We start from the raw sequence: 24605 nt of genomic DNA on the forward strand, positions 1-24605 counted from the left end.
GTGGGCCGATCCTAGACCGCAATCGACGGCAGGGCCAGCCCGGTCAACGAGTGCGCACTGTTGGCCTGTTCCGCCACAAGCCACTCGACAAAGCGGTCCACCAACTGTCCGCGGCGTTTGCGCTGGGGTTGCACCACGTAATAGCCCAAGCGCGAGATCACCGTGGAGCTGATCGGCCGGCACAGCCAATTCTGCTCCAGCAGGTTATCCACCAGGTGGCGCCAGCCGATGGCGACGCCCTGGCCGGCAATCGCGGCCTGGATCAGCAAGGTGTAGTTGTCGAAGCGCAATTGCCCCGGGGTCGGCGCAGCCGTGATACCCAGTTCGCGGAACACGCCGTTCCAGTCAAACCACTGGCTGTTGTTTTCCTGGCGCAGGTGCAGCAACGGGCAGTCTTGCAAGGTCTGCACCGTCAGGGGCGCGACCTGCTCCTTGAGCCACTGTGGGCTGCACACCGGGAACACTTCCTCATTGAACAACCACAGGCTCTCGCCCTGCTTGAAACGGCCATCGCCGAACAGCACCGCCACATCAATATCGCTGCGCAGGGTGGCCGGGTTGCGCTCACTGGTGACCAGGCTGACATCCACCTGCGGGTTGGCCTGGTGAAAACGATGCAGGCGTGGCATCAGCCAATAGGCGGCGAAGGCAAAGTCGGTGGCGACTTGCAGCACTTCATGCTGGCTTTGTTGAGTGATGGCGCCGAGCCCCTGGTTGATGTTCTGCAGGCCGCCTTGCACATGCTCGAACAGCAGGGCACCGGCGTCAGTCAGTTCGATGCCGCGGTAAATGCGATCAAACAGGCGGATCGCCAGTTGCTCTTCAAGGCGTTTGATTTGCTGGCTGACCGCCGGTTGGGTGGTGCCCAGCTCCATCGCGGCCGCGGTGAAACTGCGATGACGCGCCGCTGCCTCAAAGGCGCGCAGCAAATCGAGAGAGAGGTCACCCAGCGCTTCATACATAAGCTCAACTTATCCTAGTCATTGCTGCTCATGGGCTTTACCCCATAATTCATGGGCCGCATGCTCATTGGCATAAACACTGCCTATGGAATGCCGAGAAACCATGAAGCGCAAGAACATTCTTTTCATCATGGCCGATCAGATGGCCGCGCCGATGCTGCCGTTCTACGGGCCTTCCCCGATCAAGCTGCCCAACCTCAGCCGCCTGGCGGCACAAGGCGTGGTGTTCGACGCCGCCTATTGCAACAGCCCGCTGTGCGCACCGTCGCGCTTCACCTTGGTCAGCGGCCAGTTGCCGAGCAAGATCGGCGCCTACGACAACGCCGCCGATTTCCCCGCCGATGTGCCGACCTATGCCCACTACTTGCGCCGCCTCGGCTACCGCACCGCGCTGTCGGGCAAGATGCACTTCTGCGGCCCCGACCAGTTGCACGGCTATGAGGAGCGCCTGACCAGCGACATCTATCCCGCCGACTACGGCTGGGCAGTGAACTGGGATGAGCCAGACGTACGACCTACCTGGTATCACAACATGTCCTCGGTGCTGCAAGCCGGACCGTGCGTGCGCACCAACCAGCTGGATTTCGACGAAGAGGTGGTGTTCAAAGCCCAGCAATATCTGTTCGACCATATCCGTGAGGAAGGTGACCAGCCATTTTGCCTGACGGTGTCGATGACCCATCCCCACGACCCTTACACCATTCCCAAGCTGTTCTGGGACTTGTACGCAGACACCGACATCCCAATGCCCGCGACGCCGCCCCAGGCCGACCTCGACCCGCATTCCCAGCGGCTGCTCAAGGTTTATGACTTGTGGGACAAACCGCTGCCTGTGGATAAGATCCGCGACGCCCGCCGCGCCTACTTCGGTGCCTGCAGCTACATCGACAGCAACGTCGGCAAGCTGCTGCAGACCCTGGAAGACACCGGCCTGGCCGACGACACCCTGATCATTTTCTCTGGCGACCACGGCGACATGCTTGGCGAGCGCGGCCTCTGGTACAAAATGCACTGGTTTGAAATGGCCGCCCGCGTGCCGCTGCTGATCAGTGCGCCGGGGCAGTTCGCCGCTGGCCGCGTCACCCAGGCCGTGTCGACCGCCGACTTGTTGCCCACCCTGGTGGAATTGGCCGGCGGGGAACTGGACCCGCACTTGCCGCTGGACGGCCGCTCACTGGTCCCGCACTTGCAGGGGCAGGGCGGGCATGACGAAGTGTTTGGCGAATACATGGCCGAAGGCACCGTCAGCCCATTGATGATGATTCGCCGGGGCGCCTACAAATTCATCTACAGCGAGGACGATCCTTGCCTATTGTTCGATGTGCACAACGACCCGAGCGAGCAGGAAAACCTCAGCCAGTCAGCTGAACATCGGCCATTGTTCGAGGCGTTCTTGCGTGAAGCGCGGGCTAAATGGGATATCCCGGCGATCCATCAACAGGTGCTCGCCAGCCAACGCCGTCGCCGCCTGGTGTTTGATGCGCTGACCCATGGCAAGCTCAAGAGCTGGGATCACCAGCCACTGGTAGACGCCAGTCAGCAGTACATGCGCAACCATATCGACCTTGATGACCTGGAGCGCAAAGCACGTTTTCCACAACCCTGCCAAAACCAATAAGTAGACAGAGGGAAGGCCATGCAAAAGTTGAACGTGGTACTGAGTTTGGTGATGCTCAGCAGCGCCCAGGTGTACGCAGACACGCGCTGCGAAACGGTAAAGATGGCCGACCCAGGCTGGAGCGATATTGCCGCCACCAACGCTATCACCAGTTTCTTGCTGACGGGCATGGGCTATCAACCCAAGGTCGACACCTTGGCGGTGCCGATTACCTTCGGCGGGCTCAAGGACGGCCAGGTGGATGTCTTCCTCGGCAACTGGATGCCGGCGCAGCAAGGCTTCTACGACAAGTTCGTGGCCAATGGCGATGTGGTGCAACTGGCGAAGAACCTGGATGGCACCGAGTTCACCCTCGCCGTGCCGGACTATGTGTGGGACGCCGGGGTGCATGACTTTGCCGACCTGAATAAATTTGCCGACAAGTTCGACAAGAAGATCTACGGCATTGGCTCCGGCGCGCCAGCCAATATCTCGCTGCAGGAGATCATCAAGAAGAATGATTTCGACCTTGGGCAGTGGAAGCTGATCGAGTCAAGCGAACAGGCGATGCTCGCAGAGGTCTCGCGAGCGGTGAAAAAACAGCGTTTTATCACCTTTCTCGGCTGGACCCCGCACCCGATGAACGTGCAACTGAAAATGCGCTACCTCAAGGGCGGCGAGCAGTACTTTGGTGCCTCCGGCAGCGTCTATACCTTGACCCGCAAGGGTTACGCACAAGCGTGCCCCAATATCGGAAAACTGCTGACCAACCTGAGTTTTACCCAGCCCATGGAGAACAGCATCATGGCTGACGTGGCCAACAACAAGGTCAGCAATGCGCAGGCGGCGAAGGCGTGGATCAAGGCCAACCCGGCAGTGTTGGACCAGTGGTTGGAGGGCGTGAAAACCCTGGATGGCCAGGAGGCGTTGCCAGCGGTAAAAGCCAAACTCTGACGTTAAAATCGGACGCAGAGCGTCCCGAGCAGCATTCCCACGCAGAGCGTGGGAACGATCCCTCTGACGCTTGCCGGCGACCCTGTGGGAGCTGGCTTGCCTGCGATAGCATCACCCCGGTATGCCTGTCACACCGAGGCGCCAGCATCGCAGGCAAGCCAGCTCCCACAAGTACCCATGCATTGATACTCTTGCCAAAACCCTTTACCCGAGCCTGCGATGCCCCGGCCCAACCGCCATACACTTTTGCCCTTCCTGCGCTGGCTGCCGCGCCAAACCCGCGCCAGCGTCGGCCGGGATGCCATCGTCGGCCTCAGCGGCGCTGTGCTTGCGCTGCCGCAGTCGATTGCCTACGCACTGATCGCCGGTCTCCCTCCCGAATACGGGCTCTACGCCGCCATCATCCCGGTATTGATCGCCTGCCTGTGGGGCTCGTCCTGGCACCTGATCTGCGGGCCCACGGCCGCCATCTCCATCGTGCTTTACGCCAGCATCAGCCCATTGGCCGTGCCAGGCTCCCAGGACTACATCACCCTCATCCTGTTGCTGACCTTCCTCGCCGGGGTGTTCCAGTGGTTGCTCGGCCTGCTGCGCTTCGGCGCGTTGGTGAACTTTGTCTCCCATTCGGTGGTGCTGGGATTCACCCTGGGCGCCGCCGTAGTGATCGCCTTGGGGCAACTGCCCAACCTGCTCGGCTTGGATTTACCGAGCCAGGCCACGGCTATCAATGGCCTGCTGGCGCTGATCGACCACCGTGGCGAGTGGGACCACGCGTCCCTGGCCCTGGGGCTGGGTACGTTGCTGGCAGGTATGCTGCTCAAGTACCTGGTGCCACGCTGGCCGACACTGTTGATCGCCTTGGTGTTGGGCAGCGTGGCGGCATGGCTGTGGCCGGCGATGTTCGGGCATGTGGCACGGGTCAGTTCGTTTATTGGCAAACTGCCGCCGTTCAGCCCGTTGCCGATGGATCTGGGTCTGGTGCTGCGCCTGCTGCCCAGTGCCGTGGCGGTGGGGATGTTGGGGTTGGTGACCAGCCTGTCGATTGCCCGTTCGCTGTCCGCCCGCTCGCAACAACTGCTCGACGCCAACCAGGAAGTACGCGCCCAGGGTTTATCCAACATCGTGGGCGGATTTTTTTCCGGCTACCTGTCAGCCGGATCGTTCACCCGCTCGGGCCTCAGTTATGAGGCGGGTGCCTGTTCGCCATTGGCGGGGGTGTTTTCGGCGCTGTGGGTGGCGTTATTTGCGTTATTTGGCGCAGCGTTGATTGCGCATATTCCGATCCCGAGCATGGCGGCGAGTATCCTGCTGATCTGCTGGGGCCTGGTGGACCACCGCGGCATTCGTGCGCTGTTCCGGGTCAGCCGCGCCGAATTTGTGGTGATGAGCCTGACCTGTGTCGCCACCTTGTTGTTGGAGCTGCAAACGGCGATCTATGCCGGGGTACTGGCGTCGCTGTTTTTCTACCTCAAGCGCACCTCGCAGCCACGGGTGCAACACTGGCGCGACGGTGAAGCGGATGTGTTGCGGGTGGGCGGCTCGATCTTTTTTGGCGCCAGCCATTACCTGCAAGTGCGCCTGCAACGTCTGCAGGGTGAGCGGGTGGTGATCGAGGCGCAGCAGATCAACTTTATCGACTATTCCGGGGTGGAGATGCTGCACCAGGAGGCGCGGCGGTTGGCGGGGTTGGGCCGTAGCTTGACGTTGCGTGGGGCCAGGCCGCAGGTGGTCGAGGAATTGATGAAGCTGGAGGGGCCGGATAACTGCCCCCTCCATTTCGAAGATTAAACCCGATCAACTGTGGGAGCTGGCTTGCCTGCGATAGCGGTGGATCAGCCAGCACATGGGTAACTGACCTATTACTATCGCATGCAAGCCAGCTCCCACATTAAGTGTGCCCACATCAGCGTGTGGGATCAGGCCAATTGCCGGCGCAGTTCGGCCAGTACGGGCGCTGAATCCGGACGCACACCGCGCCACAGCAAGAAGGCTTCCGCCGCTTGTTCCACCAGCATGCCCAGGCCATCCATCGCCACCGCCGCGCCTTGCTCGCTCGCCCAGCGGCAGAATGCGGTGGGTTCCTTGGCGTACATCATGTCGTAGCAGAAGGTCTTGCCCGGCTCGATCAGGCTGCCGGCAATCGGCGGTACATCGCCTGACAGGCTGGCCGACGTGGCATTGATGATCACATCCACCGGCTCCCGCAACCAGTCGAAACCACTGGCAGACACCGGGCCCAGGTCATCGAACAGCTCAGCCAGTCGCTCGGCCTTTTCCACGGTGCGGTTGGCGATGATCAACGACGAGGGTTGCTGCGCCAGCAACGGCTCCAGCGCACCGCGTACCGCGCCACCGGCGCCCAACAACAGGATGCGTTTGCCTTGCAGGCTCAGCCCGGCATTGACCGTCAAGTCGCGCACCAGGCCCGCGCCGTCGGTGTTGTCGCCCAACAACGTGCCGTCAGCCAATTTGCTCAAAGTGTTTACGGCGCCGGCGCGCTGCGCCCGTTCGGTCAGGGTATTGGCCAAGCGATAGGCCTCTTCCTTGAACGGCACGGTCACGTTGGCGCCACGGCCGTGTTGGAAGAACTCACGGGCACAGGCGGTGAAGTCCTCCAACGGCGCGAGCATCGTGCTGTAGTGCAGTTGTTCGCCGGTCTGGGCAGCGAACAGACGATGAATCAGCGGCGATTTGCTATGGCCGATGGGGTTGCCGAACACAACATAACGGTCCATCACACCGCCGCCTTGGGCGCGGCAACGCCGAGCCAGTCACGGTCTTGCAGGAAGTAGTCGGTGAGGCGCGCCTCTTCGCTGCCGGCTTCGGCCTTCCAGTCGTAGCTCCAGCGTACCTGAGGTGGCAGCGACATCAGGATCGACTCCGTACGCCCGCCCGATTGCAGGCCGAACAGGGTGCCACGGTCATAGACCAGGTTGAACTCAACGTAGCGGCCCCGGCGGAACTCCTGGAACTGGCGTTGTTGCTCGGTGTACGCCATGGCCTTGCGACGCTGCACAATCGGCAGGTAGGCATCGATGTAGGCATCGCCGATGGCGCGGATGAAGGCGAAGCAGGTGTCAAAGCCCCACTCGTTCAAGTCATCGAAGAACAGGCCACCGATGCCACGGGGCTCGTTGCGGTGCTTGATGTGGAAGTAGGTGTCACACCAGGCCTTGTAGCGTGAGTACACGTCCGGGCCAAACGGTGCACAGGCCTGCTCGGCCACGCGGTGCCAGTGAATGCAGTCTTCTTCATTGCCGTAATACGGGGTGAGATCGAAGCCACCACCGAACCACCACACCGGTTCTTCGCCTTCTTTTTCAGCGATGAAAAACCGCACATTGGCGTGGGAAGTCGGTACATGCGGGTTATGCGGATGGATCACCAGCGACACACCCAGGGCCTCAAACCCACGGCCCGCCAGTTCAGGGCGATGGGCACTGGCAGACGGTGGCAGACCGCTGCCAAACACGTGGGAAAAGTTGACACCGCCTTTTTCGATCACCGAACCGTTTTCCATCACACGGGTACGACCGCCACCGCCGGCTGGCCGGGTCCAGGCGTCTTCGATAAAGCGAGTGTCCGTCTCGAAGGTTTCCAGGGCGCTGCAAATGCGGTCTTGCAGGTCAAGCAGGTAGGCTTTAACGGCCTCGGTGCGGGTAGTCATGGCATCACCTTGAATCGGGCAAAGCTACGCGAGGCCCATGGGGCGTCGGCGGCAAATGGGCGCACAGGATACCACTGCGCCTACATGCCACTGCACTTAGGTGCGCAGCAGTTGACGAGGATCAAGCTTAGGAGTCCGATAGGGGGCTACGCAGATTCGAACCCAAGGAGAAGTGCAGATGGCCAAACGTATCCAGTTCAGCGCCCATGGCGGCCCCGAAGTACTTGAATATGTGGACTACACGCCAGCGGAGCCTGGCCCACAGCAGGTTCGGGTGCGCAACGAGGCCATCGGCCTGAACTTCATCGACACCTACTTCCGCAGTGGCCTCTACGCGCCGCCCGCGCTGCCATCGGGCCTTGGTGCGGAAGGCGCTGGCGTGGTGGACGCGGTGGGCAGTGAAGTCAGCCAATTCAAAGTTGGCGACCGCGTGGCCTACGGCAGCGGCCCGCTGGGTGCCTACAGCGAGCTGCATGTGTTGCCTGCGGCCAACCTGGTGCACCTGCCGGATGAGATCAGCTTCGAACAGGCCGCCGGTGCCATGCTCAAAGGCCTGACCGTGCAATACCTGTTGCGCCAGACCTATGAGCTCAAAGGCGGTGAAACCATTTTGTTCCACGCCGCTGCGGGGGGCGTGGGTTCCCTGGCCTGCCAATGGGCCAAGGCCCTGGGGGTAAAGTTGATCGGCACGGTCAGTTCCCCGGAAAAAGCCGCCCTGGCCAAATCGCTAGGCGCTTGGGAAACCATCGACTACAGCAAGGAAGATGTCGCACAACGCGTACTGGAACTGACTGACGGCAAGAAGTGCCCGGTGGTGTACGACGGCGTCGGCAAGGACACCTGGCTGACCTCACTGGACAGCGTGGCGCCACGGGGTTTGGTGGTGAGCTTCGGCAATGCGTCGGGTGCGGTGGATGGGGTGAACCTAGGGATTCTGTCGGCGAAGGGTTCGCTGTACGTAACCCGGCCAACGTTGGCGACCTACGCCAACAGTGCGGCAAACTTGCAGGCGATGGCGGACGATCTGTTTTCGATGATCAAGAGCGGCAAGGTGCGCATTGATATCAACCAGCGCTACCCGCTGGCGGAGGCGGCCAAAGCGCAGACGGAGTTGTCGGCGCGGCGCACGACTGGCTCAACCATTCTGCTGCCTTAAGATCGTTCCCACGCTCTGCATGGGAATGCATACCGTGACGCTCTGCGTCACAAGCGGACGCAGAGCGTCCAATGCGGCGTTCCCACGCAGAGCGTGGGAACGAGCTGCACCTTACGAGGGGCGCACCACATCACCCGTCACCAGGTCCCGAATCAGGCTCGGGTTCTTGCGCCCACCCAGGGCGCCGCCCAACACCAAGTCCACTTGCCCGCGAAAATACTGCTCTACGCGAAGCCGCGTGCGGGCCGCCGGGCGGCCCTGAGGGTTGGCCGAGGTGGAAATCAACGGGCCGACCTGGGCGCACAAATCTCTCACCAACGGATGATCACTGACCCGCAGCGCTACGGTGTCATGCACACCCGTGACCCATTCAGGCAGCAAGTCTTGATGGGGCACCAGCCAGGTATTCGGCCCTGGCCAAGTGCTGGCCATGCGTTCGATCCACGTTTGCGGGAAATCTTCAAACAGAAAGTCGAACTGACGAATATTATCCGCCACCAGGATCAGGCCTTTGTCGACCGAGCGGTTCTTGATCGCCAACAGTCGATCCACTGCTTCTTCGTTCCACGGGTCGCAGCCCAGGCCCCAAACCGCTTCGGTCGGATAGGCGATCACTGCGCCTGCGCGAATTTCCCGTGCGGCTTCCAGCACACGCCACCTGTTGACCATTGTTTACTCTCCGGACTAAAGCTCTGGGCAGTTTACCGATCTTCGTTACAAAACCTAGCGCCAAAAACGGGCCATTACAAAAGCGGGCACCGCGCCAGCCAGCGCCCGCTTTCGCAAATCACTTGGCCCTCCAACTCCAGTTCCGTCAGGGTGGCCAGTACTTGGGACAACGGCCGACCGCTGGCAATCGCCAAGGCTTCGCTGCTAAGCGGTGCCGCGTGCAGCAGCGCCACCAACGGATGGATCACGGGCACCGGCGCAGCATGGGACAACCGCTGCCAACCGCGCAGGCTTTCAAGAATGTGCTCGATGGTTTCCACAAGCACCGCGCCATCACGGATCAGCTGATGACAGCCCTTGGCGGCGGGGTGGTGGATGGAACCCGGAATCGCGTACACCTCGCGCCCTTGCTCCGCCGCCAGGCGTGCGGTGATCAGCGAGCCGCTGGCCATACTGGCCTCCACCACCAGCACGCCTAACGACAGCCCGCTGATAATCCGGTTGCGCCTTGGGAAATTACCGGCCTGGGGCGCTGCATCCAGCGGAAACTCGGAAACCACGGCGCTGCCTTGGGCAATCATCGCCGCGGCGAGCCTGCGATGGCGCTGTGGATAAAAATTTTCCAGGCCAGTGCCGAGCACGCCTATGGTATGGCCGCCTACGTCCAATGCCGCCTGGTGCGCCGCGCCGTCAATGCCCACCGCCAGCCCACTGGTGATGACAAAACCGGCGCTCGCCAGGCTACGGGAAAAGGCCGCTGCCGTGTCCATGCCCGGGCGAGAGGCACGCCGACTTCCCACCATGGCCAACTGTGGTTTTTCCAGAATACCGGGGTCGCCCGCCACGAATAACAACGGCGGCGCATCGTCGATCTGCGCGAGCAACGCCGGGTAATCAGGTTGGTCCCACATCAGCAAATGCTGGGCCGGGCGCCCCAGCCAGGCCAACGCTTCACTGGCACCGTCACGGACTTTGGGGCTACGTCGGGCCTCGGCACTGACGGCGGGCAAACCGAGGGAATGCCAGGCGCTGGCGGGAGCACTCAGGGCCTTGGAAGCGCAACCAAAGGCTTCGATCAATACGTGAAAACGCTTGGGCCCCAGTTCTGGCAGCCTGTGCAAGCGTAGCCGGGCTTCCAGCTCTGCCGGGGAAATATCGCTACTGTTTATCGGATTCATATGATCATCCTTGACCGGAACAAGCTGTGGATAACTCTGTTGGTAACTTATTTAGCAGGCTATTTATTGCGCTTGATCAGCCGTCTCGAAACGGTCTTGCACGGCTAGCGACCGTGAAGCACTGAGCACCAGGGCATAGCTGAGCTTTTCATAGGTACGAAACACCAGAAGGGTGCCGGCTCGCTCATCCGGGAGTGGCGTGGGCGTGCCGGTGAGGGCGTCTCGCACGGTGGCGCCAGCCTTGATCACCGTCAGCAGTTGGCCCTCCACCAGGCCATCGCGGCGGCCCTTGTTCAGGGTCACAGCGTCGAGCACGCCAATCTGCGTGACGCCCTTGGGGATGTCGATGATATGCCCTGTAATCAAGGGTGCAGGTTTGCACGGCTCCAGGTTCGCCAAAGCAACGGGAGGCTCGGCGCGCAACAAGCGGTCGCCTGGGCGGATTTCCTGGGTCACCCGTTGCACTGCGAGGGTGGTGAGGCTGTCGGCAAGCACAAAGCGCGCAGTGCCGATGTCGTCGGCATTGATGCCGAGTAACTCCTGGGTAACGGGGTCGGTGTAGGCCTTGCCTCGCCGAAAGATCCCGTAGCTCGGCTGGGCCGGGTCCAGACGCCCGCGCGCATGCACACGCTCGTCGTTGGCACCCAGCACGCGCCCGCCTTGCGCCGCAATAATATAAGGCGCGTTATCCAGGTCCTCGGGCGAGTCAAAAATACGGTTGTGCAGTAAAAAATGCTGGATGGCCTGTTGCGCTGCCTGATCCAGGCGCTCAGTGGGTTGCGCAATCAACGCCGTGGCGAACGGGGCCCACAGCAGCAAGACGAGTAGCGATTTCCTCATGGGGTGAATCTCCTTTATTATGTGCGTTCGCGTGAAATGCCATGGCCTTCGCGGCTTCCGAGCGTTTCACACCGGCCGTATGGGTCCATCCCACCGCCGATTTGTCTCTTCCTCACATGTGCAGCAATTACGCTTATGGCTATTTTGAACATCCTCGAATTTCCCGACTCGCGCCTGCGCACGATCGCCAAGCCGGTGGCCGTAGTGGACGACAAGGTTCGTCAGTTGGTCGATGACATGTTTGAAACAATGTATGAAGCCCCGGGCATCGGCCTCGCCGCTACCCAGGTCAACGTGCATCTGCGTGTCGTGGTCATGGACCTGTCGGAAGATCGCAGCGAACCTCGGGTGTACATCAACCCTGAGTTCGAACCGCTGACCGAAGAGATGGGCGAATACCAGGAAGGCTGCCTGTCGGTACCGGAGTTCTACGAAAATGTGGAACGCCCGCTGCGCGTGAAGATCAAGGCGCTGGACCGTGACGGCAAGCCTTTCGAACTGGTTGCCGAAGGCCTGCTGGCGGTGTGTATCCAGCATGAATGCGACCACCTCAACGGCAAGCTGTTTGTCGATTACCTGTCCACGCTCAAGCGTGACCGCATCAAGAAGAAGCTGGAAAAAAAGCATCGCCAGCAAGCTTGATGCCCTTCTTCCAAAGGCTTGCTGCGGCAAGCCTTTTTCTTTTGTGACCGCTTTTAACCGAGAACTCCCATGACCGAGCCATTGCGAATTGTTTTTGCCGGCACTCCTGAATTTGCCGCCGAACACCTCAAGGCGCTGCTTGCCAGCCCTTATGACATCGTCGCGGTGTACACCCAGCCGGATCGCCCGGCCGGTCGCGGGCAAAAACTGATGCCGAGTCCGGTCAAGCAGTTGGCGCTGGAGCACAACATTCCTGTGCTGCAGCCGCCGACCCTGCGTAACGCCGACGCCCAGGCCGAACTGGCCGCGCTGAAGCCGGACCTGCTGGTGGTGGTGGCTTACGGTTTGATCCTGCCTCAGGCTGTGCTGGATATACCGCGCCTGGGTTGCATCAACAGTCATGCTTCACTGCTGCCACGCTGGCGCGGTGCGGCGCCGATTCAGCGCGCCGTTGAAGCGGGCGATCAAGAGAGCGGCGTGACCGTGATGCGCATGGAAGCCGGCCTGGATACCGGGCCGATGCTGCTCAAAGTCACCACCCGGATCTCCGCCCAAGACACCGGCGGCAGCCTGCACGACCGCCTGGCTGAGCTGGGGCCGCCCGCCGTGATCCAGGCCATCGCTGGCCTGGCTGCCGGCACCCTGCAAGGTGAAATCCAAGACGACAGCCTGGCCACCTACGCCCACAAGCTGAACAAGGACGAAGCGCGCATCGACTGGAGCCGCCCAGCCGTGGAACTGGAGCGCCTGGTACGTGCCTTCAACCCATGGCCGATCTGCCACAGCACCCTGAACGGCGAAGCCTTGAAAGTGTTGGCCGCGACCCTGGCTGATGGCGCAGGTGCTCCCGGCGAGATCATCGGCGCCAGCAAAGACGGCCTGTTGGTGGCTTGCGGTGAACAGGCGCTGTGCCTGACGCGTCTGCAATTGCCCGGCGGCAAGGCGCTGAACTTCAGCGATCTGTTCAACAGTCGTCGTGAGAAATTCGCCCTGGGCACCACGCTTGGAGTGGTCACTCAATGAACCCACGTCTGGCCGCCGCCAAGGCTCTCGCCGCTGTGCTCAATGGCAAGGCTTCGCTGAACAGCTCCCTGCCGACGCAGTTGGATAAGGTTGAAGACCGCGACCGCGGGTTTACCCAGGACCTGGCCTTTGGCACCGCCCGTTGGCAGCCACGGTTGTCTGCGTTGGCCGCCAAGCTGCTGCAAAAACCGTTCAAAGCGGTGGACGCGGATGTCGAGGCGCTGTTGCTGGTGGGCCTCTACCAGTTGCTCTACACCCGCGTGCCGGCCCACGCCGCTATCGGTGAAACCGTCGGTTGCGCCGACAAGCTGAAAAAGCCCTGGGCCAAGGCCCTGCTCAATGCCGTGCTGCGCCGCGCCCAGCGTGAAAGCGAAACGCTGTTGGCCGAGCTGGAACATGATCCGGTGGTGCGCACCGCCCACCCGCGCTGGCTGCAAAAATCCCTGAAGGCCTTTTGGCCCGAGCAATGGGAGGCTATCTGCGCGGCCAACAACGCGCACCCGCCGATGATCCTGCGGGTCAACCGTCGCCACCACAGCCGGGATGCATACCTGCAATTACTAGCCGGCGCGGCCATCAACGCCACCCCGTGCGTGTACAGCACGGACGGTATCGTGCTGGAAGTCGCCGCCGATGTACGCAGCCTGCCGGGCTTTGCCGAAGGCTGGATCAGCGTGCAGGACGAGGCCGCGCAATTGGCTGCCGATCTGCTCGATTTGGCCCCAGGCCAGCGCGTACTCGACGCCTGCTGCGCGCCAGGCGGTAAGACGTGTCACATCCTTGAGGTTGAAAAAGACCTGGCCGGTGTGGTGGCTGTGGACCTTGAGGCCAAGCGCCTGGTGCGCGTGCGGGAAAACCTTGCACGCCTGGGCCTCAACGCCGACCTGATCGCCGCCGACGGCCGCGACACCGCCACCTGGTGGGACGGCAAGCCATTCCAGCGCATCCTGCTGGACGCTCCTTGCTCCGCCACCGGCGTGATCCGACGTCATCCGGACATCAAGCTGACCCGCCAGCCCGACGACATCGCCGCCCTGGCGGTGTTGCAAGGCGAACTGCTCGACGCGCTGTGGCCAACCCTGGAAGTCGGCGGCATCCTGCTTTACGCCACCTGCTCCACGCTGCCCACCGAAAATACCGAGGTCATCCAAGCTTTCCTCGCCCGCACCAGCGGCGCGCGCGAACTGGACCTCGCCACTAGCGCCGGTATCAAGCAGCCCCACGGTCGCCAACTGCTCGCGCAGGAAGGCGGGCACGATGGCTTCTACTACGCCAAACTGATCAAGATCGCTGCCGCGCGCGGCTGAATGGTTTTAAGGGAGTGACCGGATGAAAATCATCATCCTTGGAGCAGGGCAGGTTGGTGGCACGCTGGCCGAACATTTGGCCGGTGAAGCCAACGACATCACCGTGGTCGACACCGATGCCGAGCGCCTGCGCAACCTGGGCGACCGCCTGGACATTCGTACGGTGCAAGGTCGCGCGTCGTTTCCGACGGTGCTGCGTCAGGCCGGTGCCGACGATGCCGACATGCTGGTGGCTGTGACCAACAGCGACGAGACCAACATGGTCGCCTGCCAGGTCGCCCACACCCTGTTCCATACCCCGACCAAGATCGCTCGGGTGCGGGAAGCGGCTTACCTGACCCGCGCCGGGTTGTTCGACAACGACGCCATTCCGGTGGACGTACTGATCAGCCCGGAACAGGTGGTGACCCACTACATCAAGCGCCTGATCGAAATTCCAGGTGCGTTGCAAGTCATCGACTTCGCCGAAGGCAAAGCGCAACTGGTGGCAGTGAAGGCCTATTACGGCGGGCCGTTGGTGGGCCAGCAACTGCGCCAGCTGCGTGAGCACATGCCAAACGTGGAAACCCGCGTCGCCGCGATTTTCCGCCGTGACCGGCCGATCCTGCCCCAGGGCGACACGGTGATCGAGGCTGACGACGAAGTGTTTTTCATCGCCGCCAAGGCGAACATTCGTGCGGTCATGAGCGAAATGCGCAGGCTCGACGAGAGCTACAAACGCATCGTCATCGCCGGCGGTGGGCAGATTGGCGAGCGTTTGGCCGAAGCCATCGAAAGCCGCTATCAGGTGAAGATCATCGAGATGAGCCCGACGCGGTGTCGGCATTTGTCCGACACCCTCGACAGCACTGTCGTACTGCAAGGCAGCGCCTCGGACCGTGATCTCCTGATGGAAGAGAACATCGCCGACGCGGATATCTTCCTGGCCCTGACCAACGATGACGAAGCCAATATCATGTCGTCCTTGCTGGCCAAGCGGCTGGGGGCGAAGAAGGTGATGACCATCATCAACAACCCGGCCTATGTGGACCTGATCCAGGGCGGCGATATCGACATTGCCATCAGCCCGCAGTTGGCGACCATCGGTACCTTGCTCGCCCACGTGCGCCGTGGCGACATTGTCAGCGTGCACTCGTTGCGCCGTGGCGCAGCGGAAGCCATCGAGGCGATTGCCCACGGTGACTCCAAGTCCAGCAAAGTGATTGGCAAGGCGATCCGCGATATCGGCCTGCCGCCCGGTACCACCATTGGCGCGATCATTCGCGATGAAGAAGTGATCATTGCCCATGACGATACGGTGATCGCCACCGGAGACCACGTGATTTTGTTCCTTGTGGATAAAAAATATATTCGCGATGTTGAGAAGCTGTTCCACGTGGGGCTGAGTTTTTTCTGATTAAAAAATTGTGTGAGCCTGCCGCCGCCATCGCGGGCAAGCCCGCTCCCACATGTGATCGCGCTCCAAGTGTGGGAGCGGGCTTGCCCGCGATGACGATATCGAAACCGCTATGTAGCTAAAGGATGCACAGCCATGCTCGAATCCCTGGAAAAAATGCTCGCCAAGGGTGTGGATAATTCATTGCTGCGCTTTGGCCTGGGCAAGGGTTATCTGGACCTGAAGGACAACGCAAAGGCGGCCGAGCATTTGCAGCGATGCGTCGAGTTCGATCCGAAGTATTCGGCGGCGTGGAAGTTGTTGGGCAAGGCGCACCAGGCTCAGGGTGACAGTGCCTCAGCACGACAGGCGTGGGAAAAAGGCATTGAAGCGGCCCAGGCCCACGGCGACAAGCAGGCCGAAAAAGAGATGGCAGTGTTCCTGAAGAAACTCGACCGCCAGGCTTGATTGGAAGGGGGCTTGCCTACTACCTGTAGGAGCGAGCGTGCTCGCGAAAAACCAATAGGCGCCGCGTTTATTCAGGAAACACGCGTTATCGCTGAAGTTTTTCGCGAGCAAGCTCGCTCCTACAGGCATTAGGGCTTGCCCGCTCCCACATTGGTTTCGCAGCGAATTTAAGTCAGTAGTGAATCAATACCACCGCGCCTCACCCGGCGGGCGTTTCTTGAAGCGCTTCATGCTCCACATGTACTGGCTTGGGTAAGCACCTACATAGCGCTCAACTACCTTGCTCATCGCCGCACAGGACGTCGCGGTATCGGTGCTGTACATGTCCTCCGGCGCCGCTTCCAGGATCACCTTGTAGCCCGAGCCGTCCGGCAGGCGCAGGGCGTGCAGGAATACGCCAACGGCCTTGTGGCCCGCGAGCATGTTCGGCACGAATTTACTGGTGAGCGCCTGGGTGGCAAAAAACGGTACGAAGATCCCGGCGGACTCAGCCGGCTCCGGGTCGGCAGGAATACCCACCTGGCCGCCTTTGCGCACTTCCTTGATCACACTGAGAATGCCTTCCTTGGTGGAAGCCGCCACGCGGTTGCCCAACTGCACGCGCTGCTTGCGCAGCAACTCGTCCACGGCCTTGAGCTTGGGCGGGCGATAGAAAATGATCGGTTTGCACTGGCTGCAGTAGAAGTGGTTCAACACTTCCCAGTTGCCCAGGTGGCTGGTGATGCCCACCACGCCTTTGCCAGAAGCCAGGGCCTCGTGCAGCACTTCCAGGCCCTCGACTTCGCGGACCAGGTCGATGGAGCGCTGCGCCGGCCAGATCCACGCGCAGGCGCTTTCGGTGAGGGACTTGCCGATGTCCATCAGGCTGCGGCCCACCAGGCGCTCGCGCTCTGCCGGGTCCATGTCCGGGAAGCATTTGGAGAGGTTGATCCGCACCGTATCGCGGGAACGGTTGGGGGTTTTCCACATGATCCAGCCGATCCCTGTGCCGACGGCTTGTACAGCGCGCCAGGGCAGCAGGGCAAACAACCGAAGAGCGCCTACCAGCAAGGCGCCTTTAAACTTTTCCACAGGTCACTCCTGATCGTGTGTGGTGCGCAAAGCCGGCATTCTAACCGGCGTTGACCAAGTCCGCGTAACGGTCGCAGTCCTGGGTGTGGTCCATGACCATGCCCGAGGCCTGCATGAAGGCGTAGCAGATGGTCGGCCCGACGAAAGTGAAGCCGGCCTTTTTCAAGGCTTTGCTCATGGCTTCGGCTTCGGGCGTGATCGCCGGGACGTCGCTGCGATCCTTGAAGTGATTGACCTTGGGTTTGCCGCCGACAAACGACCACAGCAACCCCACCGGGTCTTCCAGCGCCAGCCAGGCCGCGGCGTTGCGCCGGGTAGCGTTGAGCTTCAAGCGATTGCGCACGATGCCCGGGTCCTGCATCAGCACCTCGATTTCTTCATCGCTCAATTGCGCCAGACGCTGCGCGTCAAAGCCGAACAACACCTTTCGATAATGCTCGCGTTTGCGTAAAACGGTGATCCAGGACAGGCCTGCCTGGAACCCTTCGAGCAAAAGCAACTCGAACAAACCCTGCGCATCGCGCAGCGGCGTTCCCCACTCTTGATCGTGATAAGCCATGTACAGCGGATCTTCAGAACACCAAAAGCAGCGTGGCATAAGGCTCCAGGGAGTGGTGGCGGGGCCGAATCGGGTATACTCCCGCTCTTTAAATCGCAGCCCAAGTAACAGGTGAATTTCGTGAGCCAGCCTACGCCAGCCGTGCGTACCTTCCAAGACTTGATCCTCGCCCTCCAGCAATACTGGGCCGAGCAAGGTTGTGTGGTACTTCAGCCCTACGATATGGAAGTAGGCGCCGGCACTTTCCACACCGCTACATTCCTGCGGGCCATCGGCCCGGAAACCTGGAACGCCGCTTATGTGCAGCCCAGTCGCCGCCCGACTGACGGCCGCTACGGCGAAAACCCGAACCGTCTGCAGCACTACTACCAGTTCCAGGTGGTATTGAAGCCCAACCCGGACAACTTCCAGGAGCTGTACCTGGGCTCGCTCAAGCATGTGGGCCTGGACCCACTGGTGCACGACATTCGTTTCGTCGAAGACAACTGGGAATCGCCAACCCTGGGCGCGTGGGGCCTGGGCTGGGAAGTCTGGCTCAATGGCATGGAAGTGACGCAGTTCACTTACTTCCAGCAAGCGGGCGGCATCGAGTGCTACCCGGTCACTGGCGAGATCACCTATGGCCTTGAGCGCCTGGCCATGTACCTGCAAGGCGTGGACTCGGTCTACGACCTGGTATGGGCTGACGGCCCGTTCGGCAAGGTGACCTACGGCGATGTGTTCCATCAGAACGAGGTGGAGCAGTCCACCTACAACTTCGAACACGCCAACGTCGACAAGCTGTTCGAACTGTTCGACTTCTATGAAAGCGAAGCCAAGCGCCTGATCGAACTCGACCAGCCGCTGCCGTTGCCAAGCTATGAAATGGTGTTGAAGGCGTCCCATACCTTCAACCTGCTGGACGCGCGCCGTGCCATCTCGGTAACCGCACGCCAGCAATACATCCTGCGTGTACGCACTCTGGCGCGTTCCGTCGCTCAAGCCTACCTGCTGGCTCGCGCCAAGCTGGGCTTCCCGATGGCCACCCCGGACCTGCGTGATGAAGTGTTGGCTAAGCTGGAGGCTGCACAATGAGTGCTCAAGATTTCCTGGTTGAACTGGGCACCGAAGAGCTGCCACCCAAGGCACTCAATACCCTGGCCGATGCGTTCCTGGCCGGTATCGAAAAAGGCCTGCAGACTGCCGGCCTGAAGTTTGAAGCCAAAAAAGTCTACGCCGCGCCGCGCCGTCTGGCTGTGCTGCTGACCGCGCTGGAAACCCAGCAGCCGGACCGCAACATCAACCTGGACGGCCCACCGCGTCAGGCAGCTTTCGATGCCGACGGCAACCCGACCCAGGCCGCCCTTGGCTTTGCCAAGAAGTGTGGCGTAGAGCTGAGCGAGATCGACCAAAGTGGCCCGAAACTGCGTTTCAGCCAGGTCATCACCGGCAAGCCGACCGCCAGCCTGTTGCCGACCATCGTTGAAGACTCCCTGAACGACCTGCCTATCCCCAAGCGCATGCGCTGGGGTGCGCGCAAGGAAGAGTTCGTGCGTCCGACCCAATGGCTGGTGATGCTGCTCGGTGACCAGGTCATCGATTGCACCATCCTCGCCCAGAAGGCCGGTCGTGAGTCCCGTGGTCACCGCTTCCATCATCCAGAAAGCGTGCGTATCACTTCGCCGGCCAACTACCTCAACGACCTGCGCGCTGCTTATGTGCTGGCCGACGCCAATGAGCGTCGCGAGCTGATCAGCAAGCGCACCGAAGAATTGGCCCGCCTGCAGGAAGGCACCGCCATCGTGCCGCCAAGCCTGCTGGACGAAGTGACCGCCCTGGTGGAATGGCCGGTGCCGCTGGTGTGCTCGTTCGAAGAGCGTTTCCTCGATGTGCCGCAAGAAGCCTTGATCACCACCATGCAGGACAACCAGAAATACTTCTGCCTGCTGGATGTGGACGGTAAGTTGTTGCCGCGTTTTATCACCGTCGCCAACATCGAAAGCAAAGACCCGCAGCAGATCATCGCCGGTAACGAAAAAGTCGTGCGCCCGCGCCTGACCGACGCCGAGTTCTTCTTCAAGCAAGACAAGAAGCAGAAGCTGGAAGACTTCAACCTGCGCCTGCAAAACGTGGTGTTCCAGGAAAAACTCGGCAGCGTCTACGACAAGGCCGTGCGTGTGTCCAAGCTGGCGGCCTACATTGCCCCACGTATTGGCGGTGATGCCGCATGGGCTGCGCGTGCCGGCTTGCTGTCCAAGTGCGATCTGGCCACCGAAATGGTCGGCGAGTTCCCTGAGATGCAAGGTGTTGCCGGTTACTACTACGCCCTCAACGACGGCGAGCCGGACGATGTCGCCCTGGCCCTGAACGAGCAGTACATGCCACGCGGTGCCGGTGCAGAACTGCCGACCACCCTGACGGGTGCGGCTGTGGCGATTGCCGACAAGCTCGATACGCTGGTGGGTATCTTCGGTATCGGCATGCTGCCCACCGGCAGCAAAGACCCGTATGCCCTGCGCCGTGCGGCATTGGGCGTGCTGCGTATCCTGATCGACAAGAAGCTGGACCTCGACCTGACCCAGGCCGTGGTATTCGCCGTCGGCCAGTTCGGCACCAAGGTCAAGCAAGCCGGCCTGGCCGAGCAAGTGCTGGAGTTCGTGTTCGACCGCCTGCGTGCGCGTTACGAAGACGAAGGCGTGGACGTTTCCGTCTACCTGTCGGTACGTGCCCTGCAACCGGGTTCGGCACTGGACTTCGACCAGCGTGTACAAGCCGTGCAAGCGTTCCGCAAGCTGCCGGAAGCCGATGCCCTGGCCGCCGTGAACAAGCGCGTGTCGAACCTGCTGAGCAAGGCCGATAACCTCGGCAGTGCCGAAGTCGACCCTGGCCTGTTTGCCGACGCCAAGGAGTTCTCGCTGAACTCGGCCATCGCCAAGGCAGAGAACGCCGTGAAGCCGCTGATCGCCGAGCGTGACTACGCGCAAGCGTTGGCGCGCCTGGCGTCTCTGCGTGAACCGGTAGACGCGTTCTTCGAAGCGGTGATGATCAATGCCGACGATGCCGGCGTACGGAAAAACCGCTACGCGATGCTCGCGCGTCTGCGTGGCCTGTTCATCAATATCGCCGACATTTCCGTACTGGGCTGATCATGTTGAAACTGCTGATTCTCGATCGGGACGGGGTGATCAACTACGACTCCGACGCTTACATCAAGTCGGTGGAGGAGTGGATCCCGCTGCCCGGTTCGATCGAGGCCATCGCGCAGTTGAGCAAAGCCGGCTGGACAGTGGCCATCGCCACCAACCAGTCCGGCATCGCCCGCGGTTACTACGACATCGCCACCCTGGACGCCATGCACGCGCGGTTGCGCACGTTAGTGACCGAGCAGGGCGGTGAGGTGGGGCTGGTGGTCTACTGCCCCCACGGGCCGGACGAAGGCTGCGATTGCCGCAAGCCCAAGCCTGGCATGTTGAAAATTATTGCAGAACATTACAAGGTGCCCTTGGCTGGGATATGGTTCGTCGGGGACAGCCTCGGTGACCTGGAGGCGGCCAAAGCCGTCGACTCTCAGCCAGTTTTGGTTAAAACCGGAAAAGGCGAAAAGACCCAGGCTAAAAACCTGCCGGTAGGCACCTTGATTTTTCACGATCTGGCGGCCGTTGCCGCAGAACTTATCAACAACTAGCCGCCCTCGACTTCCTGACCAAGGACTGTTCGGGAGTGCGCTTTTAACAGGCGGGCCGTGTCCCGCAACGGTAAATGCCGCCATGTCGATCTTGCAGGCCATCAGAACCTTTTTCTTTTACCTGCTGCTGGGCACCAGTTCGTTTCTCTGGTGCACCCTGAGCTTTTTTATTGCACCCTTCCTGCCCTTCAAGGCGCGCTATCGCTTTATCAACGTCTACTGGTGCCGCTGCGCGTTGTGGCTGAGCAAGGTGTTCCTGAATATTCGTTTCGAGGTCAAGGGCGCTGAAAACGTTCCTGATCAGCCGTGCGTGATTCTCTCGAACCACCAGAGCACTTGGGAGACGTTCTTCCTCTCTGCGTATTTCTCGCCGTTGAGCCAGGTGCTCAAGCGCGAGTTGCTGTATGTGCCATTCTTCGGCTGGGCCATGGCCATGTTGCGTCCGATCGCCATCGACCGGGACAACCCCAAGGCTGCGCTCAAGCATGTCGCCAAGAAGGGCGATGAGTTGCTCAAGGACGGCGTCTGGGTGCTGATCTTCCCTGAGGGCACGCGGGTCCCCTACGGCACAGTGGGTAAGTTCTCACGGGGTGGTACCGCCCTGGCGGTCAACGCCAACCTGCCTGTGCTGCCAATTGCGCATAACGCCGGCAAGTTCTGGCCCAAGACTGGCTGGGCTAAACGCCCAGGCACTATCACTGTAGTGATCGGCGAACCGATGTACGCAGAAGGCGAAGGACCACGTGCCATCGCCGCCCTGAACGACCGGGCTGCGGCGTGGAATGAGGCGCAGCAACGGGCCATGGGCTCCCTGCCTCCGGAACCGGTGGTGGTGGAGACGCCGGCCGTTTGAGCATCTGTGGATAACCTGTGTACGCTTTGTTGGCGAATTGGCTTTTTTGCTTCATAACAAGCTGATTTACTTACATATTTCTGAAGCTCATAAAATTCACAAAAACGTGCATAAGTTTTTTCTTCATAAAAAACCGGTCCTTGTGACCGGTTTTTTATGCACAGCAAAAAAGCCGCTTTTTCAGTCCTCCAATAGCGGCAGCAGCAGGATAAACGTCGAGCCCTTGCCTAGCTCACTTTCGCACACGATCCGCCCTCCATGCCGTTCTACTACCGCCTTGACCATGGTCAGGCCCAACCCAAGACCTTCACTGCCCTGGGCCGAATCGAAACGTCGGTATTGGTTGAACAACTCCGGTAGATCCTTCGGCGCAATCCCCGGTCCCTGATCACTTATCCCGCATTCCAACCAGCCTTGCGCACTGCCATGCCTTAACCTGACGGTGGTGCCAGATGGGGAGTATTTGATCGCATTCTCCAGCACGTTGAACAATGCCCGGGTGAGCAGCGATTGGTCGGCATAGACCATGGCTTCATCCGCCTCATCCAGGTCGTGGACCAAATGGATGCCCTTCAACTGCGCAATCACCGCCACTTGATCAAAAGCGTCCATCACCAGCATGGCAAACAGGGTGGGCTGGAACTGGTAACCGTCCGCTTCAGCCTTGGCCAATTGCACAAAGGATTCGGTCAGACTCAAGGCTCGCCGTACCTGCTGTTCGATCTGAGTAAACACCGGGGACTCCCCGTTGTGCACGTCCAGCAGGGCGAGGATCGCTGAATGCGGCGCACGCAGGTCGTGGGAAAGGAAACGCAGCATGGTCTCGCGATGCTGCTGGGCTTCACGCTCCTTGCTCAGGTCCGTCAGGCTCAACAACCAGCCGAGGGCGAAATCCCCTTCGGCAGGCAGCAAAGGGGCCAGTTCCATGCGCAAACTGCGTTGGTGGATATCGCGAAACTCGACCAGCTCCAGCGCCGAGAGGGCAGGGCGTACACCATTATGCAGCGGGGGATAACCCAGATCGGCGAGCTGTTCGACGAGGTTTTCGCCGACCAGGTCATTGCCGAATACTTCACGGGCCACGCGGTTGGCCAACAGGATACTGCCCTGGGGATCGGTAATCAGGGTCGCTACCGGCAGGCACTCCAAGCCATCAGCCATAAAGCGCCGCGTATCGCGGGTACGGCTGACGGCTTGTTCAAGGGCAAAGATCCGCCCTTGCAGCACATCGCCCTTACTGGCGGGCGCGCGACGACGTTCCGGAAGCACCTTGGGCTCGTTATCCAGGCGTGCCAGTTCCCAGCCAAAGTAGGCGAGGATCACGCTCAGACGTCGCCAATTCCAGATCAGGTAACTCAGCAACAAACCGATCAGGCACGCTGCGGGGCTCCACCAGTGGCCCAGGCGCAATAAGGCCCATGAGCCCAGCAAAGCCACGGCCATGCCTGCCAAGGTCATCCACAGGGCGTAGCGTGGGCGCACAAGCAGAAGGCCCAACAGCAGGGCCACCAGGGACGTTGCCAGCAACGCCGCCAGCCAGCCGGGCAAATCGACGATGCTGCGGCCCTGCAATAAACCATTCAGTACGTCCGCCTGGATCTCAACGCCCGCTGTAGTACCTACGGTGGAAGAGAGCGGCGTCACGAAACGATCGGCCATGCCATAGGCTGAGGCGCCGATCAGAACCAGGCGACCACGCAGCGACTCGGGAGGTACCTCGCCGCGCAATACGCTGACGTAGGACACACTGGGAAAATGGTCTGGTTCCGAAGTGAACGGCACACGGATTTCATGTTCCTGGTGCCAGTGACCTCCAGTAGGCTCTTGCGGCAGGCCCGGCATCGTCTCGGCGTGCTCGCTCATGGCGAATGCCAGCCACGCCAACTGAGGAAGTGTGCTTCCCGGAGGGCCTTCACGTAGATACACGCTGCGCACCACTCCGTCGTTATCCGCTTCGACGTTGATGTGCCCGACGCCCTTGGCGCACTTGAGCAGTGGCGACAACGGCGTTACCTGGGCCTTGGGGCTGACGCTGCTGTCCCCGGCGATGGGCAGCAATACATTGCCGGCTTTGCAGACGGCATCGGCCAGTTGTTGGTCGTCATTATTGTCGCCGGGCTCACTGAAGATCACGTCAAACAAAATGCCCGCTGGCCGTGCGGCGTTCAGGCGTTCAATCAGCTCGGCATGCACGCTGCGCGGCCAGGGCCACGGGCCGAGTGCTTCCAGGCTGGGCGTATCAATGGTCACCAGAACGATCCGTGGATTTGCCGGTAACGGCGTCAGGCGGCGCAGGCTGTCATAGAGCGGATTGTTGAGTGCCAGCCCCGCGCTCAAGGATAAGTACGCGGTGAAGGGCAGGAGCACCAAACCGATCAACAGCCATTCACGAACCAGCCCATGAAACAAAAGCTGCGCCTGAGTAGGTTGGCGTTTCTCGGTTTTGCGCCATAGGTTCACAGGGCTACCGCCAAAAGGTTGCCAAGGAGTCGATGGTCATTGAGTAAAGATTTCATAAGCCCAGGATCCCTCTCCATGGGGTTGCGATGAAGTGCATACGGTGTTCTGAAACCAGTGAAGCTTATTTGGGTCTCATTGGAGGAGTTCCCGCGGCCGCGCA

22 protein-coding genes are annotated in these 24605 nt (G+C 60.9%); 13 read left to right on the forward strand and 9 right to left on the reverse strand.

Going from position 1 to position 24605, the window contains the following annotated elements; translation table 11 throughout:
- Positions 1-11: 11 nt before the first annotated feature.
- Complete coding sequence (locus FXO12_RS18125; protein WP_034129203.1) at positions 12-962, reverse strand: LysR family transcriptional regulator; 951 nt, start codon at positions 960-962, stop codon at positions 12-14.
- A 103-nt stretch (positions 963-1065) separates the two neighbouring features.
- Between FXO12_RS18125 and betC the strand changes: the two genes are divergently transcribed.
- The 3 genes from betC (at position 1066) to FXO12_RS18140 (ending at position 5301) form a co-directional block, all read left to right on the forward strand.
- Positions 1066-2580, forward strand: a complete 1515-nt coding sequence (gene betC / locus FXO12_RS18130; RefSeq protein WP_057975193.1) for a choline-sulfatase — start codon at positions 1066-1068, stop codon at positions 2578-2580.
- Between the two features lie 18 nt (positions 2581-2598).
- The gene (choX, locus tag FXO12_RS18135) at positions 2599-3513 is read left to right on the forward strand and encodes a choline ABC transporter substrate-binding protein (protein WP_057975194.1); all 915 of its coding nucleotides are present in this window, start codon (positions 2599-2601) and stop codon (positions 3511-3513) included.
- A 219-nt stretch (positions 3514-3732) separates the two neighbouring features.
- Positions 3733-5301 (forward strand): SulP family inorganic anion transporter, encoded by a 1569-nt coding sequence (locus FXO12_RS18140; protein WP_060772788.1) that lies wholly within the window; start codon positions 3733-3735, stop codon positions 5299-5301.
- Positions 5302-5429: 128 nt separating this feature from the next.
- On the opposite strand, the gene aroE is transcribed toward FXO12_RS18140, so the two are convergent.
- Together aroE and hemF are read right to left on the reverse strand one after the other, a co-directional pair.
- Entirely contained in the window at positions 5430-6248 is an 819-nt protein-coding gene (gene aroE / locus FXO12_RS18145; protein WP_057975195.1) for a shikimate dehydrogenase, read from the reverse strand.
- A complete protein-coding gene (hemF, locus tag FXO12_RS18150) occupies positions 6248-7180 on the reverse strand; it encodes an oxygen-dependent coproporphyrinogen oxidase (RefSeq protein WP_014716294.1) in 933 nt (310 codons plus the stop codon). Before hemF ends, aroE begins: the two co-directional genes overlap by 1 nt.
- Positions 7181-7358: 178 nt before the next feature.
- Here hemF and FXO12_RS18155 point away from each other — a divergent pair, with 178 nt between their 5' ends.
- Positions 7359-8336 (forward strand): quinone oxidoreductase, encoded by a 978-nt coding sequence (locus FXO12_RS18155; protein WP_034129198.1) that lies wholly within the window; start codon positions 7359-7361, stop codon positions 8334-8336.
- 111 nt (positions 8337-8447) lie between these two features.
- On the opposite strand, the gene FXO12_RS18160 is transcribed toward FXO12_RS18155, so the two are convergent.
- From FXO12_RS18160 to FXO12_RS18170, 3 genes are all read right to left on the reverse strand, one after another.
- On the reverse strand, positions 8448-9005 hold the full coding sequence (locus FXO12_RS18160; RefSeq protein WP_034129197.1) for an L-threonylcarbamoyladenylate synthase: 558 nt from the start codon (positions 9003-9005) through the stop codon (positions 8448-8450).
- A 74-nt stretch (positions 9006-9079) separates the two neighbouring features.
- Entirely contained in the window at positions 9080-10183 is a 1104-nt protein-coding gene (dprA, locus tag FXO12_RS18165; RefSeq protein ID WP_054898864.1) for a DNA-processing protein DprA, read from the reverse strand.
- A 63-nt stretch (positions 10184-10246) separates the two neighbouring features.
- Positions 10247-11023 (reverse strand): hypothetical protein, encoded by a 777-nt coding sequence (locus FXO12_RS18170; RefSeq protein WP_034129195.1) that lies wholly within the window; start codon positions 11021-11023, stop codon positions 10247-10249.
- A 135-nt stretch (positions 11024-11158) separates the two neighbouring features.
- Here FXO12_RS18170 and def point away from each other — a divergent pair, with 135 nt between their 5' ends.
- From def to FXO12_RS18195, 5 genes are all read left to right on the forward strand, one after another.
- On the forward strand, positions 11159-11665 hold the full coding sequence (gene def, locus FXO12_RS18175; protein ID WP_020301426.1) for a peptide deformylase: 507 nt from the start codon (positions 11159-11161) through the stop codon (positions 11663-11665).
- 69 nt (positions 11666-11734) lie between these two features.
- The gene (gene fmt, locus FXO12_RS18180; protein WP_057975196.1) at positions 11735-12688 is read left to right on the forward strand and encodes a methionyl-tRNA formyltransferase; all 954 of its coding nucleotides are present in this window, start codon (positions 11735-11737) and stop codon (positions 12686-12688) included.
- Positions 12685-13995 (forward strand): 16S rRNA (cytosine(967)-C(5))-methyltransferase RsmB, encoded by a 1311-nt coding sequence (gene rsmB / locus FXO12_RS18185; RefSeq protein WP_057975197.1) that lies wholly within the window; start codon positions 12685-12687, stop codon positions 13993-13995. The genes fmt and rsmB overlap by 4 nt, the downstream gene beginning before the upstream one ends.
- Positions 13996-14017: 22 nt before the next feature.
- Entirely contained in the window at positions 14018-15391 is a 1374-nt protein-coding gene (gene trkA, locus FXO12_RS18190; RefSeq protein ID WP_054898867.1) for a Trk system potassium transporter TrkA, read from the forward strand.
- A 135-nt stretch (positions 15392-15526) separates the two neighbouring features.
- Positions 15527-15838: a lipopolysaccharide assembly protein LapB gene (locus FXO12_RS18195; RefSeq protein ID WP_034129192.1), complete on the forward strand. Its 312-nt coding sequence runs from the start codon at positions 15527-15529 to the stop codon at positions 15836-15838.
- A 183-nt stretch (positions 15839-16021) separates the two neighbouring features.
- On the opposite strand, the gene FXO12_RS18200 is transcribed toward FXO12_RS18195, so the two are convergent.
- Both FXO12_RS18200 and FXO12_RS18205 read right to left on the reverse strand, forming a co-directional pair.
- Positions 16022-16909, reverse strand: coding sequence for a lysophospholipid acyltransferase (locus tag FXO12_RS18200; protein WP_014716285.1), 888 nt, complete (start codon positions 16907-16909; stop codon positions 16022-16024).
- A gap of 40 nt (positions 16910-16949) precedes the next feature.
- Entirely contained in the window at positions 16950-17507 is a 558-nt protein-coding gene (locus FXO12_RS18205) for a DNA-3-methyladenine glycosylase I (RefSeq protein WP_003187266.1), read from the reverse strand.
- 81 nt (positions 17508-17588) lie between these two features.
- Here FXO12_RS18205 and glyQ point away from each other — a divergent pair, with 81 nt between their 5' ends.
- The 4 genes from glyQ to FXO12_RS18225 all read left to right on the forward strand — a co-directional run bounded on the left by glyQ (position 17589) and on the right by FXO12_RS18225 (position 21985).
- Positions 17589-18542 carry a glycine--tRNA ligase subunit alpha gene (gene glyQ, locus FXO12_RS18210; RefSeq protein WP_003187265.1) on the forward strand — a complete coding sequence of 318 codons (954 nt, stop codon included), beginning with the start codon at positions 17589-17591 and terminating at the stop codon, positions 18540-18542.
- Entirely contained in the window at positions 18539-20593 is a 2055-nt protein-coding gene (gene glyS / locus FXO12_RS18215; protein WP_057975198.1) for a glycine--tRNA ligase subunit beta, read from the forward strand. Before glyQ ends, glyS begins: the two co-directional genes overlap by 4 nt.
- Entirely contained in the window at positions 20593-21132 is a 540-nt protein-coding gene (gmhB, locus tag FXO12_RS18220) for a D-glycero-beta-D-manno-heptose 1,7-bisphosphate 7-phosphatase (RefSeq protein ID WP_173647460.1), read from the forward strand. Before glyS ends, gmhB begins: the two co-directional genes overlap by 1 nt.
- 82 nt (positions 21133-21214) lie before the next feature.
- Entirely contained in the window at positions 21215-21985 is a 771-nt protein-coding gene (locus FXO12_RS18225) for a 1-acyl-sn-glycerol-3-phosphate acyltransferase (RefSeq protein ID WP_003187258.1), read from the forward strand.
- Positions 21986-22165: 180 nt separating this feature from the next.
- Here the strand turns inward: FXO12_RS18225 and FXO12_RS18230 are convergent, their stop codons facing one another.
- Positions 22166-24445, reverse strand: a complete 2280-nt coding sequence (locus FXO12_RS18230; RefSeq protein ID WP_057975199.1) for a CHASE2 domain-containing protein — start codon at positions 24443-24445, stop codon at positions 22166-22168.
- Between the last annotated feature and the right edge of the window lie 160 nt (positions 24446-24605).

The organism is Pseudomonas sp. J380 (assembly GCF_009827115.1).
GTDB lineage: Bacteria > Pseudomonadota > Gammaproteobacteria > Pseudomonadales > Pseudomonadaceae > Aquipseudomonas > Aquipseudomonas paracarnis.